Origin of the sequence: Dickeya aquatica (assembly GCF_900095885.1) — a bacterium.
Taxonomy (GTDB): domain Bacteria; phylum Pseudomonadota; class Gammaproteobacteria; order Enterobacterales; family Enterobacteriaceae; genus Dickeya; species Dickeya aquatica.
Genome location: NZ_LT615367.1, coordinates 3478999 through 3495440, shown reverse-complemented (window position 1 = coordinate 3495440; position 16442 = coordinate 3478999). Strand labels below are relative to the sequence as shown.

Genomic DNA, 16442 nt, shown 5'->3' with positions numbered 1-16442 from the left:
TTCATTATCAATAAACGGAGTTTTTGATACATAAAGGTAACGTTAAAAGCGTGGTGGCAATTTAATGTAACCTTTTGGTGATGTTAATGGTCTTTTTGGTATTTTACGTGTGCTATATTACGCGTAATGAGATCGGAGGGGCTATGGAGAGACTGACCGTACAGGCGTTTATCGACAATGCGTGGCAGGATATTGCCGAGATCGGTTTTCCCGAGAGCTACCGGGATAATTACCTGCTAACCCGGCTGGATTATGCGTCCGATTATGGCATTGACTATATGGATTGCGATGACCACCACGCGGTTTCCGTCAATTATCCGGTGCAGATCTTCTTTGACGATGGTGGTGAGCCTGGGTGGATGCGCTTTCTGGATGACATCATCCCGGCCGGGGCTAGCCGGCAGTATTGGATTGAGCATCTTGATCTCTCCGGGTTACCGACACAGTTGCAAAATTATGTCTTGCTGCGTCACGCCACCATTGCTCCGGTTGGTCACTTGCGTATCAAAGAGTCAATTCCTGCACAGCATAACGGCACCACCCGATTTTTCAGCGTGGAGGACGTAAAGAATCGGGCCAGCGATTTTCTGGATTATGCACAGCAGCGTGGTGCCGCGGCTGGCGGTGCTACCGGTGCAGGCGGCGAGGCACCCAAACTGCTATTACGTTGCAATGCGGATAATAGGGTATGGATCGATACCTGGCAGGATGACCTTGGTTGTTGTGATGCAGCCTATCTGGTGAAGTTTCCACGCGGTCAGCGTAGCGAGATTGACTGCGACATCCTGCGAGCCGAGTTTCATTATTACCATGAACTGGCCGAGATGGGGTTCGACACCATTCCTGTAGCGGGTATGCGTCTGGAAGAAGGACGGCATTATCCGTCGCTCTGGTTACCGCGCTTTGATATTGAATTCTCTGGCAATGGGCAGGTTAAGAGGTACGGCATGGAGTCGGTGTATTCCCTGCTGCGAGCAGGGCCGGGCAGTGCGCTGCGCCATGATCGAACGATTCGCACGCTGATAGCCAAAATCGTGTCCAGCCATACGGTGAGCGTAGACGGAAAAGCGTTTGACCCTGCGGCGTTTGTGATCGAGTGGATTCGACGTGATCTGTTGAACATTGCGTTTGGCAACAGTGATAACCACGGCCGCAATACCGCTTTCCTCAGGGACGAGCGAGGGATTCGGCTGGCACCGATTTATGATTTTGCGCCGATGAAAGCGGACCCGGCAGGTATTGCCAGAACGACCAAATGGCCGGAGCCGCTGGAAATCGGCGGTGATTATCAGTTTGAGCGGATCGCGTCGTTGTTTTCCGACATTCTTCCGCCAGAATTGTTGATGGCAAAATTACAGCAGACAGCCACGCAATTGGTTGGTCTGAAAGCGCGGCTTCAGCGGCGCGGTGTACCCGAATCGATCATCACGTTGCCCTCCATCGGGTTTGATTACCTTCCTGAAAAGTTACAGCGCTGGGGGGTGTTATGAGTCAGGACCGCAATAATAACGATAACTACGCCGATGCACAGGATGTTCAGGCAACCATACGCAAGCTACGTCAGCGTATGCAGGAGCGCAGTGTAGCGCAGACGTATTTTCAGCCGTCATCCGTTGCCGTGGTAACCGAGACTGCCGATATCACAAAAGTGAGGGCATCAAAAAACTCCCGGCCACTCGATACCAGCGAGCGGCGGCTTGCCATGCAAAACGTTATCCGCAGGATGATGTTCGGCGAGATATCGCAGGGAAACGCACTTAAAGAATTGCGTCTTAACGTGTTGGGCCTTCGACAGGAGGCTTACGCCACTCTGGTGGGGGTATCACGCAAAACCTTGTCCGAAATAGAGAACGGCAAGGGCAATTATACGGCGGATATTATCAACAAAGTGTTTAAGCCTTTTGGGTTGAAGATGGGGCTTATGCCGGTATCGCCGTCATTACTTACCGAGATCCTCTCGACCGCTCCCACCTCTGGCGGGCAATCGGATAGCCGGTAAATCTAGCGGCTATCCGACATGCCAGTGGCTACCCGACATGGATGTCGCAACCGTTACACCATCAGGCTCACATGCGCGGCAACGATGCGCCAGCCCTGTTCGGTACAGAGCCAGGTTTGCATCTGGCGGCCGGTTTTCTCGCTGCCGTCACGACGAAACTCGGTACTGGCGACCGCCATGTCGCGGCCATAGGTGGTTATCACGGTGTTGTGCAACTGCCTGTCCAGCCCGGCTGACGGGCGGGCGGCGCGAAACTCACGGATCTGCTCAATACCGTACAGGTTTTCTGAGGCACCGTAGCGCACGGTGTGTGCACTGTGCCAAAACAGTTCATCAAGCACCGCGATGTCATTGCCGGTCAGGGCTTTTTCGTAGCGGTAAAAGGCGGTTGTTACCTCAGCCAATACGTCGGGCAGGTTGATTTCGGGTGTCATAGTGCTTCCTTTATGAATGAAAAGCCGCAGGGAGGGTCGCCCGGCACACACCGGACTGTTCCAGCCGCCAGGCGGCTTGCAGGGCGATATCCTCGCGCCACGGCGCGGCGATTAATTGCACCCCGACAGGCAGGCCGGTGCGGGTGGTGAGCGGCACCGTGACTACCGGCAGCCCGACGAATGAGATTGGCTGGGTTAACATGCCCATGCTGGCGCGAGTCGGTAAATCGGTATGGTTGATACGCAGGCTTTCCTGGCCGATCGGTGTGGCCGGGCAGGGCGTCGCCGGGGCAATCAGCAGATCGGTGTCACGGAACAGCGCCAGCACGTCACGGCGGAAATGATCGCGAAAGCGCTGCGCCTGCACATACCAGGCCGCCGGGATCATAGCACCGGCCAGCAACCGTTCACGAGAGAGCGGTTCGAACAACTCCGGCGTCGCTTGCAGCGCAGGCAGGTACTGATTGCCTCCCTCGCTGGCAGACAAAATAAAGGCTGCCGTGCGCGCCAGGCTGGCATTGGCCAGCGTCACTGCCTCGCCAGCGCCGAGTGCCTGTGCGACGGCATTCACTGCCGCGCTGGCGTTTTCATCGCACCACTCGGCAAAGTAACCGCCCAGCACCTGACTGCGTAACGGCGTGGCATCGGTCAGTGAAGACGCGGTGGATAGCCGCGGGCGATCCGCCTGAAAACGATCGGCCGGATCGCGGCCTTGCAGGGCGTCAAACACCTGCGCCAGATCGTCGGTGGTGCGGGCAAACGGGCCGATATGATCCAGGCTGCCAACAAACGGCTGGGTGCCGTGGCGTGATAACCGCCCAAAGGTCGGCTTCAGCCCGAAAATACCGCACAACGAGGCGGGAACGCGGATCGACCCATTGGTGTCGCTGCCCAGCGAGAAATTCACCAAACCTGCCGCCACCGCTGCGGCCGAGCCGCCGGAGGAACCACCGGCAATGCGCGTCAGGTCATGCGGGTTACGGGTCGCGCCGTAGTGGCTGTTCTCGGTGGTAAAGCCGTAGGCGTAGGCGTCCATATTCAGTAAGCCGGACAGCAGCGCACCTTGTGTTTGTAACTGGCGCAGGGCAAACGCATCGTGCGTAGCGGCAGGGCGCTGGCTAAACAGTCTGGCTCCGGCAAGGGTGGTTTCACCGGCGGCATCAAACAGGTTTTTTACCGCATAGGGCACGCCCGCCAGCGCAGGCAGTGGCTCGCCCTGTCGGCGTTTAAGATCGATACTCTCAGCCTCGGCCAACATACGCTGTGCAGTGATGGCGGTATAGGCGTTGATGACCGGGTTGTGCTGTTCAATGTGCGCCAGCGTGTCGCGGGCGATGTCGGTTGCCGACAGGTGTCCTGCCGCCAGTTCTGCCTGTAATGCGCGAATCGATAATCGGGCTGCTTTCATGGCTGGTAGACTCCCGCCACTTCCTGCCGTTCGTCGAGCGAAAACGCCATCAGCGGTTGTGCCATCGCGGCAATGCGGCTGAACTGGACGTGCAATTCCTGACGGCGGGCGTCATCCAGTTCGAGCCCCATCAGGACTTCCATTTGTTGCAGGTACGCCGCCAGCGTGTCCTGATCGATATCCCTGTTTTTCATCATCAGCACCTTAGGGTTGAAAAATTAATAGCCAACCGCGCTGCCGTTGCTGCGCGGGTCGCTGGCACCTTCGAGCATGCCGTTAGCATGACGCACGATGGCTCCGGCGTGGCCGACGGTTTCGCTAAAGCTGGTCAGCAGTTCGACATCGTGGCCGAGTGTGCGCAATGCCTCGATGGTCGCCGGGGTGAAGCGGTCTTCCAGCTTCAGGGTATCGGAGGTTTGCCCCCAGGTACGGCCCAGCAACCAGCGGGGCGCGGTGACAGCCTGCTGTAGCGGCACCCCCTGCATGACATGGCGAATGAACAGCGCCGCCTGTGTCTGTGGCTGGCCGTCGCCGCCCATCGAGCCATATACCAGGGTGCGCCCATCATTGAGGCGCGCCGCTGCCGGATTCAGGGTGTGAAACGGCTGTTTGCCCGGCTCCAGCGCCAGCAGGTGATAAGGGTCAAGGCTGAATGACGCGCCCCGGTTTTGCCACAAGACACCGGTGCCCGGTAGCACCACGCCGCTGCCAAACTCATGGTAGATACTCTGAATAAACGACACCGACAGCCCGTAGCGGTCACACACGCCCATCCAGACCGTATCGCCCGGCCCTTTCCCCTGTCCCCAGGGGGCGGCGGCGCGGGTGTTCACATTTTTAGCCAGCGTATTCAGGCTGGCGTCAGACAATAGCGCCTGAATGTCTTGTGTCACCTGCGTCGGGTCGGTGATGTATTTATCGCGCAGTTCAAAGGCCAGCTTGGTGGCTTCCACGATGCGGTGGATGGTCTGGCTGTCGCTGAGATCAGCCATGCAAAGCCGGTCGGTGATACCCAATATCGCCAGAGAAACCAGCCCTTGCGTGGGCGGAGCCAGATTAAACACCTCGCCCTTGCTGTGCTGTAGCACCAGCGGCGCAACGCGGCGGGCACGATAATGAGCCAGATCGTCACCCGTTACCGGCATGCCAAGCGCGGCCATTTGTGTGGCCATACGCTCGGCCAGCGCGCCCCGGTAAAAGCTCTCCAGGCCATCTTGCGCCAACTGTTGCAGGGTCTGGGCAAGGTCGCGCTGGATAAAACGGCTGCCGGTACGTGCAAACTGACCCTGTGGCATAAACAGGCGGCAGAATTCTGCGTTATCACTCAATTCATGATGGCGGTTTATCAGCGCATCTTCCTGCGATTGGGTGACGGGAATGCCGTCCCGCGCGTAGCCGATGGCGTCTTCCAGCAAGGTGGTCAGTGCCAGTGGCGCGTTAAGCGATAACTCGGCAGCATAGTCGAGCGCCGCCTGCCAGCCGCCGACAGTGCCTGCCACCGTGAGCGCTGCGTCAGGGCCGCGATGGGGAATACGGGCGTGACCGGCATAGCGCGCACGGTTTGCCAGTGATCCGGCCGCCCCGCTGGCATCAATAGCAATTGGCTTGCCGTCAGGGGGCACTATCAGCCAGAAGCCGTCTCCGCCCAGACCATTCATGTGCGGGTATACCACGGCGATGGTTGCCGCTGCCGCGACCATCGCTTCGATGGCGTTGCCACCGGCGCGCAGAATGCGTTGGGCGCAGGCGCTGGCAAGATGGTGTGGCGTCACCGCCATGCCTGATGGGGCGATATGACTTTGCAGCATAGCTCTACTCGTGTCAGAGAAAACATGGTCGTGTTAAGCAAAAGCCGTTCCAGTTTTTGTGGCGCATGTTTTCTTTTGTCTGGATTGCCCCTCATGGCCCGGGCGGGCTTGCCGCCCGGTGGCGGTTGTGTGGTATGGTCGCAGTCTGGCTCAGGCGATGAAACGATCGTTACAAAAACAGGGCCAGCAAACAGGCATGATAAAGAAACCGGGGAGCAGCAAGGCAATGAAGCAGATTGATGAGCGGCTACGCAGCCAGTACAGCGAACTGTCGCCACAAGAGCAACGGGTGGCTGACTTTATTTTTGACCATCTCGACGATCTCATTAGTTATAACAGCGCCGAGCTGGCGCGGCTCAGCGGCGTATCAAAGGCGACCGTCAGCCGGTTATTCCGTCGCCTTGGCTACCCGAGTTACCGGGAAATGCGCGATGAGCTGCGCACCCTGCGTCAAAGCGGGATGCCGCTCACCGATAACCGGGACGCGGTGCAGGGCAACACCCTGCTGGCACGCCATTACAAGCAGGAGATGGCGAATTTAACCCAGTGGGTCAACCAGATTGACCCGCAGCAATTTGGCGCGGTGATAGCGGGGTTACAACAGGCGCAGCGGGTCTGCATTGTTGGGCTGCGCAACAGTTATCCGGTGGCCTTGCACCTGCGTCAGCAACTGTTGCAAATTCGCCCGCAGGTGCTGATGCTGGCACAGCCCGGCCAGACGCTGGCGGAAGAACTGGCGGATCTCAGTGCGCGGGATGTGGTGGTGGTGGTGGCCTTCCGTCGCCGTCCACGCCTGATTGTGCCGTTGCTACAGCAACTGCATGTGCGCCAGATCCCGGTGTTGTTGCTGTGCGAGCCGCAGGCGCACACGTTACCGCCACTGGTGTCCTGGTCGCTGAGCGCACCGCTGGATAGCGTATCAGCGTTTGACAGCTATGCCAGCGCCATGAGTCTTATCAACCTTATCAGCAATGCGCTGCTGCATCAGATGCTGGCAGATGGTCGCCAGCGTATTCACGATATTGCCGATCTCTACCAGCAACTTGATGAGCTGGAGCAACGCTGATGGTGCACCACCCGGTGCATTTGATTCATTTTGGTGCAGTCCTTTTCTCATTTTCTGCCCCGATCGTGTGCATTTTCCCGGTCATTCTCTGTACTGACCGGCAATGTTTTCGGTCTTCATCCCCCCTATGATGCGGTTTTTATCCTGACAATAGCCTCAGCAATATGGGTTTTCCGGTGTGTGGCTATCTGGCACGTATCTTGCTTTTGTTTTCTGCAACGAAGGTTTCAATATTTTTATTGAAGAATCTTTGGTTTCAATCTAACTTAACCGGGGGCACAGCAATGAAGATCGGAAAACGTTTTTTGGCGGTGGCAGGTGCGGCGCTGTTGATGGTTCAGGCCGGTCAGGCAATGGCAGACCAGTTGCAAGACATCCAGCAGCGCGGTGTGCTGCGCGTGGCCGTGCCGCAAGATTTCCCGCCGTTTGGCTCAGTCGGTACGGACTTGCAGCCACAGGGTTATGACATCGACATGGCGCGCTACCTCGCCAGTGAGATGAAACTAAAGTTGCAGCTGGTGCCGGTGACCAGCGCCAACCGCGTGCCCTATTTGCAAACCGACAAGGTGGATTTGGTGATTTCCAGTCTGGGCAAAAACGCCGAGCGGGAAAAAGTGATTGATTTCAGCCGGGCTTACGCGCCGTTCTTCCTCGGGGTTTTTGGCGCGAAAGAGACGGCGGTGGACAAGCCGGAAGCCTTGCAGGGGCAAACAGTTGGGGTAACACGGGGCGCGGTGGAAGACATGGTACTGAGCGAGATTGCGCCGAAAACCGCTGATATCAAGCGTTATGAAGATAACAACACCACGCTGTCGGCGTATCTGTCCGGCCAGGTGCAGTATATCGCCACCGGCAATCTGGTGGTGGCGGCGATTACCGAGAAAAACCCGGCCAAAGCGCCGGTCGCCAAATTCATGCTGAAAGATTCACCTTGTTACATCGGCCTGAAGAAAGATGAACCGGCGCTGAAAGCAAAAGTGAATGAACTGATTGAAAAAGCCGTCAAGGACAACACCCTCAATGGGTTGTCGGAAAAATGGCTGAAAGCACCGCTGCCGGCCAATCTGGGCGCGTAAGGATAAGCCGATGACATACCAGCTTCATTTTGCGGCGCTGTGGCCCTACTGGCCGGCGTTACTGTCCGGGTTATGGGTGACGGTGCAGTTAGCCACGATGGCAACGCTCGGCGGCATCGCGATTGGCATTTGCGGTGCGGCATTACGCAGCGGGAAACCGACGTTTATCAGCCGCCTGTGGGGCCTGTATGTCGAGCTTATTCGCAACACGCCATTTGTGGTGCAACTGTTCTTTATCGTGTTTGGGCTGCCGGGGCTGGGGTTAAAGCTCACCGCCGGGCAGGCCGCCCTGCTGGCGATGCTGGTGAATCTTGGCGCGTACAGCACGGAGATTATCCGTGCCGGTATCCAGGTGACGCCCAAAGGCCAGTGGGAAGCGGCACGGGTGCTGGGGTTATCCCGCACCCAGACCTTTGTTCGGGTGATTCTGCCCCCGCGTTTGCAACGGATTTACCCGGCGCTGGTCAGCCAGTGCATCATCGTGATGCTGGGTTCCTCGGTGGTGTCACAAGTCTCCTACGAGGAACTGACCTTCGCCGCCAACTTAATTCAGTCTCGAACCTTCCTGAGTTTCGAGGCGTATCTGGTGACGACGCTGTGCTATTTGCTGTTGTCGATAGCCATGCGCCAGTTATTGCTGCTGGCCGGGCGGCGTTTTTTAGGGACGGCACGCTGATGACGACCTTTACTGACTGGGATATTGTGCGCAACCTGCTGCTGGCCGGGCGCTGGACGCTGTTGCTGTCGCTGGTGGCGTTCTTTGGCGGCGCGCTTGTCACGCTGCCGCTGCTGTTGCTGCGGTTAACGAAACGCCGCTGGCCGCTGCGCCTGACGCGTGTGTACGCCGATGTGTTTCAGGGCACGCCGCTGCTGATGCAACTGTTTCTGGCATTTTTCGGGCTGGGGCTGTTCGGTATCGACGTCAGCCCGTGGACGGCGGCTGCGCTGGCGCTGACGCTGTTTACCAGCGCCTTTTTGGTGGATATCTGGCACGGCAGCGTGCAGGCCCTGCCGAAAGGGCAGTGGGAGGCCTGCCGCTGTCTGGGGCTGAGCTTTACCCAAACGCTGACCCGGGTGATTGCCCCGCAGGCGATGCGTATTGCCATTGCGCCGACGGTGGGGTTTTCGGTGCAGGTGATCAAGGGCACCGCGCTGGCGTCCATCATCGGTTTTGTCGAGCTGACCAAGGCCGGCACCATGCTCAACAACGTCACTTATCAGCCGTTTAAGGTGTTCGGGCTGGTGGCGCTGGGCTATTTCCTGCTGTGTTACCCGCTGTCGTACTACAGCCGTTATCTGGAGAAGAAATTCAATGCCGCTCATCACCATTAATCAGGTTCACAAATATTACGGCCAGAACCACGTTCTGAAAGGGGTGGATCTGGATATTGATGCGGGCGAGGTTATCTCCATCATCGGTCGCAGCGGTTCCGGCAAAAGCACCTTGTTGCGTTGCATCAACGGGCTGGAAGGCTATCAGGACGGCAGCATCAAACTCGGTGGCATGACCGTTACCGAACGCGACTCGCAGGCACGGGAAATCAGTCGTTCCGTCGGCATGATCTTCCAGAATTTCAATCTGTTCCCGCACATGACTGCGCTGGAAAACGTGATGCTGGCCCCCAGGCTGGTGCTGGGGAAAAGCGCCGCCGAATGCCGCGAACTGGGCGTGAAGATGCTGGAGAAGGTCGGGCTGGGCGAGCGTATCGATTACTACCCGTCGAATCTGTCCGGCGGCCAACAGCAGCGGGTGGCGATCGCCCGCGCGCTGGCGATGAACCCGAAAGTGCTGCTGTGTGACGAAATCACCTCGGCGCTGGACCCGGAACTGGTGGGCGAAGTGCTCAAAGTGCTCGAGCAACTGGCCGCCGAAGGCATGACGCTGATTCTGGTCACCCACGAGATGAATTTTGCCCGCGAAGTGGGCGACCGGGTGGTGTTTATGCATCAGGGCACCGTGTGGGAGCAAGGGCGCGGCGATACGCTGTTCGCCGACCCGCAAACCGCAGAACTAAAACAATTTATCGCCTCGGTACGGCTGTAAGCGGCGTACCGCACCACGAAATAGGCTGTGAGATATTAACGACATCAGGAGTTCATGACATGCATAACGAGCTGTTTGCGCAGATCAATCCTCCCCACCGTTTATTGATGGGGCCGGGCCCGATCAATGCCGATCCGCGCGTACTGCGTGCGATGGCAAGCCAACTGGTCGGTCAATACGACCCGGCGATGACCGGGTACATGAACCAGGTGATGGCGTTGTATCGCCAGCTGTTCCGCACCGATAACCGCTGGACGATGCTGGTAGACGGCACTTCGCGCGCCGGTATTGAAGCGATTCTGGTTTCGGCGATCCGCCCCGGCGACCGGGTACTGGTGCCGGTGTTCGGCCGTTTCGGCCACCTGTTGTGCGAGATAGCCCGCCGCTGCCGCGCCGAGGTTCACACCATCGAGGTGCCGTGGGGCAAGGTGTTCACGCCCGATCAAATAGAAGACGCCATCAAGCGGGTAAAACCCCGCCTGCTGCTCACCGTGCAGGGCGATACCTCCACAACGATGCTGCAACCGCTGGCGGAGCTTGGGGAGATCTGCCGCCGCCATGACGTGCTGTTTTATACCGATACCACCGCATCATTTGGCGGCAACCCGCTGGAAACCGATGCCTGGGGGCTGGATGCGGTTTCTGCCGGGTTGCAGAAATGCCTGGGCGGGCCGTCCGGCAGTTCGCCGGTGACGCTCAGTTCACGTATGGAGGCGGTGATCCGCCAGCGTAAATGCGTGGAGCAGGGCATTCGCACCACCGCGCATCAGGACGGTGACGACGAGATGATTTACTCCAATTACTTCGATCTGGGCATGATCATGGATTACTGGGGGCCGGAGCGGTTAAACCACCACACCGAAGCCACCAGCATGCTGTTCGCCGCGCGCGAGTGCGCCCGCATCATTCTGGAAGAGGGGCTGGATGACTGTATCGCCCGCCACCAGTTGCACGGCAACGCGCTGCTGGCCGGTATTGAAGGCATGGGGTTGCAGCCCTACGGCGACATCGCCAACAAAATGAGTAATGTGCTGGGCGTGGTGATCCCGCCGGGTATTCACGGCGAGCAGGTACGCAAGCTGTTGCTGGAGGATTTCGCCATCGAAATCGGCACCTCGTTCGGGCCGTTGCAGGGCAAAATCTGGCGTATCGGCACCATGGGCTACAACGCGCGCAAAGACTGCGTGATGCAAACCCTGACCGCGCTGGAAGCGGTGCTAAACCGTCTTGGTTTCCATTCTGTGCAAGGGGCAGCGTTGCAGGCGGCCTGGCATGTGTACGATACCGCGCAGGCACCGGCATGAGCGAGGTGCTGATGGAAGACATGATGACGAGTTTCGACGCCCCGGCGGCGGCGAGCCGTGTCATGGCGCGCTGTGATGCGCTGGCTCGCATCAGTGAAACGCCGGAGCAGCTCACCCGCGTTTACCTTTCAGCGCAGCACCTGCACGCCAACCAGCAGGTTGGCGAATGGATGCATGAAGCCGGTATGCAGGTGTGGCAGGATGCCGTCGGTAATATCTGTGGTCGCTATGAAGGCAGCACACCGGGCGCAGCGTCACTGTTGCTCGGCTCACATCTGGATACGGTGCGTAACGCAGGCCGTTACGACGGTATGCTGGGGGTGCTGGCGGCGATTGAAACCGTGGCGTTTTTGCATCAGCACGGCATTCGTTTGCCGGTGGCGCTGGAGGTGGTCGGTTTTGGTGATGAAGAGGGCACCCGTTTTGATATCACCCTGCTTGGCAGCCGTGGGCTGACCGGCACCTGGCCCGAGAGCTGGCTATCGCGCCCGGATACCGGGGGCATCACTGTGGCGCAGGCGCTGGAGCAAGCCGGTTTTGCGCCCGCGGCGATAGGTGCGGCGGCGCGGCCGCTGGCACAGATTCTGGCCTATCTGGAATTGCATATCGAACAAGGCCCGTGTCTGGAGCAGGCCGGGCTGGCGCTCGGTGTGGTGACGGCCATTAACGGTGCGCGGCGGCTGAACTGCACCTTTACCGGCCATGCCGGCCATGCCGGGACGGTGCCGATGTCGCAGCGGCAAGATGCTCTGGCGGCGGCGGCTGCCTGGATGGCTCAGGCCGAGCAACTGACGCGCGACAGCGACCCTTATCTGGTCGCAACCTTCGGCACCTTGCAGTGCCTGCCCGGTGCGGCCAATGTTATCCCCGGTGAAGTACGCCTGACGCTGGATATTCGCGGGCCGGACGATAAACCGCTGGATGCGCTGCTGCAACGGCTGCTGACGCTGGCGCAGGATATTGCCGTGCTGCGCGGCTGCACGTTCAGCGCCGACGAGTATTACCGTATTGCCGCCACCCGCTGCGATGCGGCGCTGCAACAGCGCCTGTCGGCAGCGGTGCAACAGGTGCAGGGCGATAATCTGCTGCTGCCGAGCGGGGCCGGGCATGATGCCATCGCCATCGCCGAGCGCTGGCCGGTCGGTATGCTGTTTATGCGCTGCAAGGGCGGCATCAGCCATCACCCTGATGAAGCGGTATTGAGCGATGATGTGGCGCTGGCGTTGCAGGCGCTGCTGCTCACGGTGTTGGGATACCGATAATCAAGAGCGCCTGAGCGCTCTTGATATCACAAACTAAACTTATCGGCGTCGCGCCAGGCGGGGAAGGTTTCACGGTAGCTTTGCAGCGCTTCGAGCGATAATTCGGCGTCAAGGCGCGCCGGCTGATACTCGGCGGCTGAGGCCAGAATTGTGCCCTGAGCGTCGATAATCAGGCTGTCGCCCTGATAGCGGTGGCCGTTGCCGTCGCTGCCGACGCGGTTGCAGCCCGCCACATAAGCCTGATTTTCAATCGCCCGTGCCGCCAGCAGGGTTTTCCAGTGCAGCGCGCGCGGGGCCGGCCAGTTGGCAACATACAGCGCCAGGTCGTAATCCTGCCGGTTGCGGGAGAACACCGGGAAGCGCAGGTCATAGCAGATTTGCGGCAGAATGCGCCAGCCGCGCCACTCGATAATCTCTCGCGTCTGGCCCGGCTGGTAATACTCATGCTCGCCCGCCATGCGGAACAGGTGACGCTTATCGTACTGGTACAGCCGTCCCTGCGGGTCGGCCAGCAGAAAACGGTTGACCGCCCCTTGCCCGGTTTGCACCGCCACGCTGCCGCCTATAAGCGCATTATTGCGCTGCGCCCACTGCTTCAGCCAGGCTTCCACCACCGATTGTTCTAGGCTGCTTTGGGCCGCTTCCATGGCAAAACCGGTGGTGAACATTTCCGGCAGGATGATGACATCGCGGCCGGTCATCTCGCCCAACAGACTATCAAAATGGCTGAGGTTGGCCGGGCCGTCCATCCAGGCCAGCGGTTGTTGTAATAACGTGATGTTTAAAGTTGACATAAGCGCTCCGCGGCCGCATCCAGAGTGGATCCCTGTTTGGCAAAGCATAACCGAATCAGGGTGTGAGGGAAGGGGGATTCGCAGAAAACCGACAGCGGGATCGCCGCCACGCCGATATGCTCGGTCAGCCAGCGGCAGAAGCTGACATCATCCTGGCTGGAGATGGCGCGATAGTCCGCCAGCAGGAAGTAGGTGCCTGCACAGGGCAGAATCTCCAGCCGACTGGCTGAGAGCGCGTTGACGAAGCGGTCGCGTTTGGCGCGATAAAAGTCCGGCAACTCGCGCCAGTGTTGCGCCTGCTGTTGCAGCATGTCGGCAATCGCCAGTTGCGCCGGGGTGTTGACGGAAAAGGTCAGATACTGGTGCACTTTGCGCACTTCGGCACTCAGGGCCGCCGGGGCAACGCAGTAACCCACTTTCCAGCCGGTCATGTGGTAGGTTTTGCCAAATGAGGAGACGGCAATCGCCCGCTGGCGCAGCTCCGGGTGCGCCAGTACGCTGGCGTGGCCGCCGGCGGCGAAACTGATGTGCTCGTACACTTCATCACTCAGCACGTAGACCGGGGCATCGGCAATCGCCTGCCACAGTTGCTGAAAATCCGCATGAGACCAGACGGTGGCACAGGGGTTATGCGGCGTGTTGACGATAACCAGCCGGGTGCGTTTGCTCAGTAGCGCGCGAAAAGCCGTCCAGTCCACCTGAAACGCTGGCGGTTGTAGCGCCAGCCGTTTTAGCACGCCACCGGCCAGCTGTACCGCCGGGGCGTAGCTGTCGTAGCTGGGGTCGAAGCAGATAACCTCATCACCGGGGCGCACCAGCGCGCTGATGGCGGCAAACAACGCTTCAGTAGCACCAGCCGTGACGGTCACTTCACTGTCGGCGTCCGGCTGCCAGCCGTAGAGCGTGCCGGTTTTTTGCGCAATCGCCTGACGCAGCGGTGCCACGCCGGTCATCGGCGCGTATTGGTTCGCCCCCTGACTGACGTGATACGCCAGCCGCTGCTTGAGGTAGTCGGGGCCGTCAAAATCAGGAAAGCCTTGCGACAGGTTAATCGCCTGATGTTGCTGCGCCAGCGCGCTCATTTGGGTAAATATGGTGGTGCCGAGTGAAGGGAATTTACTGTCGGGGATCAGTGCGGCGCTCATAGCGAAAAAGGACTCCTGCAAGCCGGATATTGCTGTCACTATATACAGGATGCTAGTATTTGGCAATCAAGACGCTTGGACGTTTAAACGGCTAAATTCCAAAAATCACTAAGCCATAACCAAACATAATAAGCAGGCTCATGAACGGGTTTCATCCCCGGGTGACAACCGCGTGACGCCTTCACCTGTACAGGACGATTTATGAGTGATACCCCACAACTGGCCGCGCTGGTGGCCGCCTGCCACTGGATAGGCGAGAAAGGCTGGTGCCCGGCGACGGGCGGTAATATGTCCGTTCGTCTCGATGAGCAGCAGTGCCTGATTACCGAATCCGGTAAGGATAAAGGCAGTCTCAACGCAGAAGATTTCCTGCGGGTCGATATCGCCACCAGCCATGTGCCGAGCGGGCGCACGCCATCGGCGGAAACCGGGCTGCATACGTTGCTCTACCGTTTAAGCCCGCAGACGGGCGCGGTGCTGCATACCCATTCGGTCAACGCCACGGTGCTGTCGCGGGTAGAAAAAAGCGACGCATTGGTACTGCACGGCTATGAAATGCAGAAGTCGCTGGGCGGTCAGCACAGCCATCTCGATACCGTCGCCATTCCCATTTTCGATAATTCTCAGGATATTGCGGCGCTGGCGCAACAGGTTGCCGCCCGCCATGAGGCCACGCCGCTGCGTTACGGTTTTCTGGTCAGGGGCCACGGGTTGTACTGCTGGGGCGCAGATGTAAAAGAGGCACGTCGCCACCTGGAAGGGCTGGAATTTCTGTTCCAGTGTGAATTACAGCGCCGTTTACTGGAGGCAAAATGATCGCCGCGATTGTCACCGACATAGAAGGCACCACCAGCGATATTCGCTTTGTCCACAACGTGTTATTCCCGTATGCCCGCGTGCGCCTGGCCGATGCGGTGGCGCAGGCAGAGCAGGAGGCTGAGATTGCCGCCGCGCTGGCATTGGCGCGTCAGGAACTGGCGCAGCCGCAGGCTACGCCCGCGCAACTGCTGGCGGCGTTTAATCAGTTTATGGATGAAGACCGCAAGTCACCGGCATTGAAGTTGTTGCAGGGCATTATCTGGCGCGGCGGCTATCGCAATGGCGATTTTCGCGGCCATGTGTATAGCGACGTTGCGCCGCAATTACAGGCCTGGCGTGAGCACGGTATTGCGCTGTATGTCTATTCATCCGGCTCGGTGGAAGCACAGCACTTGCTGTTTGGCCACAGCGAGGCTGGCGATTTACGGCCGCTGTTCCGCGGCTATTTCGACACCGGCGTGGGTGCCAAGCGCGAGGTGACGTCGTATCACAATATCGCCGCATCGATTGGCCAGCCAGCCAGCCAGGTGTTGTTCTTGTCCGATATTCGTCAGGAACTGGACGCCGCCGCACAAGCGGGCTGGCACACCTGCCAGCTCATTCGTGACGATGCCGATACCGACAGCCGCCATCGGCAGGTAAACCGTTTTGATCAGATTGACCTGAATACCTATCAGGCCCGCTAACAGGAGAACTGCCATGAGTGCCTTAACCATTTTCAGTGAAACGGATGCCAGCCAGCCCGTGTGGCAGAGCGAAGACGCACCCGCGATTCAACAGCAACTTCAGGCGATCAATGTGCGTTTTGAACGCTGGCAGGCTGACCGCGACCTGAGCGCCAGCCCGGCTGCCGGGGAGGTGCTGGCGGCGTATCAGCATGAGATAGACAAACTGGTGGCGGAGAAAGGCTACCAGAGCTGGGATGTTATCAGCATGCGGGCCGATAACCCGCAAAAAGAGGCATTGCGTACCAAGTTTTTGTCGGAACATACTCACGCTGAAGATGAAGTGCGTTTCTTCGTTGAAGGGGCTGGCTTATTCTGCCTGCATGTGGACGGGCGTATTTTTCAGATCCTGTGTGAAAAGAACGATCTGCTGTCGGTGCCAGCCGGTATACCGCACTGGTTCGATATGGGGTCAGCGCCACATTTCACCGCCATTCGCCTGTTTAACAACCCCGATGGCTGGGTGGCCCATTTCACCGGCGATACCATCGCCGACGCCTACCCGAAGCTGGCGTAAGGGCGTTTCAGGCCGTGCTCCGACACGGCCGGTTCTCTCTT

General features: G+C 59.0%; 18 protein-coding genes. 12 read left to right on the top strand and 6 right to left on the bottom strand.

The window, feature by feature from the left end; translation table 11 throughout:
• The first annotated feature begins 143 nt into the window (after nucleotides 1–143).
• Entirely contained in the window at nucleotides 144–1490 is a 1347-nt protein-coding gene (locus DAQ1742_RS15850; RefSeq protein ID WP_035346276.1) for a type II toxin-antitoxin system HipA family toxin, read from the top strand.
• Nucleotides 1487–1999 (top strand): helix-turn-helix transcriptional regulator, encoded by a 513-nt coding sequence (locus tag DAQ1742_RS15845; RefSeq protein WP_051124113.1) that lies wholly within the window; start codon nucleotides 1487–1489, stop codon nucleotides 1997–1999. The genes DAQ1742_RS15850 and DAQ1742_RS15845 overlap by 4 nt, the downstream gene beginning before the upstream one ends.
• A 53-nt stretch (nucleotides 2000–2052) precedes the next feature.
• On the opposite strand, the gene hpxZ is transcribed toward DAQ1742_RS15845, so the two are convergent.
• From hpxZ to DAQ1742_RS15825, 4 genes are read right to left on the bottom strand one after another with little or no spacing between them, the layout of a single operon-like run.
• Nucleotides 2053–2433 carry an oxalurate catabolism protein HpxZ gene (hpxZ, locus tag DAQ1742_RS15840; RefSeq protein WP_035343801.1) on the bottom strand — a complete coding sequence of 127 codons (381 nt, stop codon included), beginning with the start codon at nucleotides 2431–2433 and terminating at the stop codon, nucleotides 2053–2055.
• Nucleotides 2434–2443: 10 nt separating this feature from the next.
• Complete coding sequence (locus tag DAQ1742_RS15835; protein ID WP_035343799.1) at nucleotides 2444–3841, bottom strand: AtzE family amidohydrolase; 1398 nt, start codon at nucleotides 3839–3841, stop codon at nucleotides 2444–2446.
• Entirely contained in the window at nucleotides 3838–4035 is a 198-nt protein-coding gene (gene hpxX / locus DAQ1742_RS15830) for an oxalurate catabolism protein HpxX (RefSeq protein ID WP_035343797.1), read from the bottom strand. The genes DAQ1742_RS15835 and hpxX overlap by 4 nt, the downstream gene beginning before the upstream one ends.
• A 24-nt stretch (nucleotides 4036–4059) precedes the next feature.
• On the bottom strand, nucleotides 4060–5649 hold the full coding sequence (locus tag DAQ1742_RS15825; RefSeq protein WP_035343796.1) for a gamma-glutamyltransferase family protein: 1590 nt from the start codon (nucleotides 5647–5649) through the stop codon (nucleotides 4060–4062).
• Nucleotides 5650–5875: 226 nt separating this feature from the next.
• Between DAQ1742_RS15825 and DAQ1742_RS15820 the strand changes: the two genes are divergently transcribed.
• From DAQ1742_RS15820 to hpxK, 7 genes are all read left to right on the top strand, one after another.
• Nucleotides 5876–6715, top strand: a complete 840-nt coding sequence (locus DAQ1742_RS15820) for a MurR/RpiR family transcriptional regulator (RefSeq protein ID WP_035343794.1) — start codon at nucleotides 5876–5878, stop codon at nucleotides 6713–6715.
• A 284-nt stretch (nucleotides 6716–6999) separates the two neighbouring features.
• Nucleotides 7000–7791: a transporter substrate-binding domain-containing protein gene (locus tag DAQ1742_RS15815; protein WP_180706172.1), complete on the top strand. Its 792-nt coding sequence runs from the start codon at nucleotides 7000–7002 to the stop codon at nucleotides 7789–7791.
• Between the two features lie 10 nt (nucleotides 7792–7801).
• Nucleotides 7802–8467, top strand: coding sequence for an amino acid ABC transporter permease (locus DAQ1742_RS15810; protein WP_180706171.1), 666 nt, complete (start codon nucleotides 7802–7804; stop codon nucleotides 8465–8467).
• Nucleotides 8467–9123: an amino acid ABC transporter permease gene (locus tag DAQ1742_RS15805; RefSeq protein ID WP_035343790.1), complete on the top strand. Its 657-nt coding sequence runs from the start codon at nucleotides 8467–8469 to the stop codon at nucleotides 9121–9123. The genes DAQ1742_RS15810 and DAQ1742_RS15805 overlap by 1 nt, the downstream gene beginning before the upstream one ends.
• Nucleotides 9104–9835 (top strand): amino acid ABC transporter ATP-binding protein, encoded by a 732-nt coding sequence (locus tag DAQ1742_RS15800; protein WP_035343788.1) that lies wholly within the window; start codon nucleotides 9104–9106, stop codon nucleotides 9833–9835. Before DAQ1742_RS15805 ends, DAQ1742_RS15800 begins: the two co-directional genes overlap by 20 nt.
• 59 nt (nucleotides 9836–9894) lie before the next feature.
• The gene (locus DAQ1742_RS15795) at nucleotides 9895–11139 is read left to right on the top strand and encodes a pyridoxal-phosphate-dependent aminotransferase family protein (protein ID WP_035343786.1); all 1245 of its coding nucleotides are present in this window, start codon (nucleotides 9895–9897) and stop codon (nucleotides 11137–11139) included.
• Nucleotides 11136–12401, top strand: coding sequence for an allantoate amidohydrolase (gene hpxK, locus DAQ1742_RS15790; protein WP_035343784.1), 1266 nt, complete (start codon nucleotides 11136–11138; stop codon nucleotides 12399–12401). Before DAQ1742_RS15795 ends, hpxK begins: the two co-directional genes overlap by 4 nt.
• 26 nt (nucleotides 12402–12427) lie before the next feature.
• Here hpxK and DAQ1742_RS15785 read toward each other — a convergent pair whose 3' ends face one another.
• Together DAQ1742_RS15785 and DAQ1742_RS15780 are read right to left on the bottom strand one after the other, a co-directional pair.
• A complete protein-coding gene (locus DAQ1742_RS15785; RefSeq protein WP_035343782.1) occupies nucleotides 12428–13195 on the bottom strand; it encodes an amidohydrolase in 768 nt (255 codons plus the stop codon).
• Complete coding sequence (locus DAQ1742_RS15780; protein WP_035343780.1) at nucleotides 13183–14340, bottom strand: pyridoxal phosphate-dependent aminotransferase; 1158 nt, start codon at nucleotides 14338–14340, stop codon at nucleotides 13183–13185. The genes DAQ1742_RS15785 and DAQ1742_RS15780 overlap by 13 nt, the downstream gene beginning before the upstream one ends.
• Nucleotides 14341–14541: 201 nt before the next feature.
• Here DAQ1742_RS15780 and DAQ1742_RS15775 point away from each other — a divergent pair, with 201 nt between their 5' ends.
• Genes DAQ1742_RS15775 through DAQ1742_RS15765 form a run of 3 tightly spaced genes read left to right on the top strand, consistent with a single transcriptional unit; the run spans nucleotide 14542 to nucleotide 16401 of the window.
• On the top strand, nucleotides 14542–15156 hold the full coding sequence (locus tag DAQ1742_RS15775) for a methylthioribulose 1-phosphate dehydratase (RefSeq protein WP_035343778.1): 615 nt from the start codon (nucleotides 14542–14544) through the stop codon (nucleotides 15154–15156).
• Nucleotides 15153–15845 (top strand): acireductone synthase, encoded by a 693-nt coding sequence (gene mtnC / locus DAQ1742_RS15770; RefSeq protein WP_035343776.1) that lies wholly within the window; start codon nucleotides 15153–15155, stop codon nucleotides 15843–15845. The genes DAQ1742_RS15775 and mtnC overlap by 4 nt, the downstream gene beginning before the upstream one ends.
• 13 nt (nucleotides 15846–15858) lie before the next feature.
• Entirely contained in the window at nucleotides 15859–16401 is a 543-nt protein-coding gene (locus DAQ1742_RS15765) for a 1,2-dihydroxy-3-keto-5-methylthiopentene dioxygenase (protein ID WP_035343774.1), read from the top strand.
• Nucleotides 16402–16442: the final 41 nt, after the last annotated feature.